We start from the raw sequence: 1,290 nt of genomic DNA, 5'->3' as shown, positions 1-1,290 counted from the left end.
TGACTGGCGAGTCCCCGTTACTGAGTCCGCCCGGTTCTAGAGTTCGGGTTGGTTTGATCCGTTCTCAGTTGATGCTGCAGGCCACCGGGGTGTGGGTGCACCTGCAGGCGGCAGCGTACTCGGCCGGCGTGCGGTAGCCCAGGGGCCGAGTGGCGGTGTCGGTGATTGTGCTCGGTCTTGAAGTCCCTGATGACCACGCGGGCCTCGAACAGGGTGTTCCAGTAGTTGCGGTTGAGGCACTCCTTCCTGAGTCTGTTGTTGAACGATTCGATGTAGCCGTTGTCCCACGGGCAGCCCGGCGGGATGTAGACCATCCCGGTCTTGTTCTCGCAGAACCGTTGCAGCGCTTGAGAAACCATTTCCGGGCCATTGTCGAGCCGCAACACCTTCGGCGGGCCGCCGTGGGCGGCGAACACGTCCTTCAGTTCCTCGACCAGGTGCTCGCCGGTGATGGAGCGCTCCACCAGGTTCAGCAGCGACTCGCGGGTGTGCTCGTCGATCATCGAGGCGATCTTGATGGCCTTACCGTCGATGGTGGAGTCGAACTGGAAGTCGATCGCCCACACCACCTTCGGCGCATCGGCGACGACCGGCGGCACCGACGACACCCCGGCCCGCTTGCGCGGGCTGTGCACGCGCACCTGCAGACCCTCTTCGCGCCACAGCCGGTGGATCTTCTTCTTGTTGACCTCACGGCGCTCGTCGTAGCGCAACGCCGCCCAGGCACGCCGGAACCCATGGCACGGGTGTTTGGTGGCGTAGGCGCGCAGCCAGGCCCTCATTTCGGCGTCCGGGTCGGTTGGGGTCTGCGCCAACGGCAGGCGGCGGTAGGTGGAGCGAGCCAGCCCAACGGCTTTGCACGCCAACCGTTCCGACATACTCAGCGTCTCTTTGAGCATGTCCACGGCGCGGCGCTTGGCAGCTGGGCTCAGAATTTTCCCTTGGCGACCTCCCGCAAGGCGTCTTTCTCCAACTCGGCTTCGGCCAGCAGCCGCTTGAGGCGGGCGTTCTGCTCGCGCAGGCCCTTGAGCTCCTTGGCGGCGTCGGTGTCCATGCCGCCGTAGGTGCGCCGCCAGTTGTACAGCGTGGCCGGCGAGACCTGCAGCTCGGCAGCGATCTCCTCGCCGGTCTTGCCCTCAGCGGCCAGCTCATCCGCCCTGCGCAGCTTGCGCACGATGTCCTCCGCGGAATTCCGCTTCCGACCAGCCATGTGTTCCATCGTCCCTTCCAGCCCGACATCGGGCCACAGGACTCTAAAACTGGTTGGACTCAATCAAGGGGAACACGCCA

Annotated in this window: 1 pseudogene; it reads right to left on the bottom strand. The window is 65.0% G+C overall.

The window, feature by feature from the left end:
- Positions 1-64: 64 nt before the first annotated feature.
- A pseudogene (locus ABQE44_RS25745) lies at positions 65-1,210 on the bottom strand (IS3 family transposase).
- Positions 1,211-1,290: the final 80 nt, after the last annotated feature.

The sequence above is a fragment of the Mycolicibacterium sp. XJ2546 genome (genome assembly GCF_053483195.1).
Note: the sequence above shows the minus strand (reverse complement) of the source record. Positions and strands in the feature narration are given on the sequence as shown.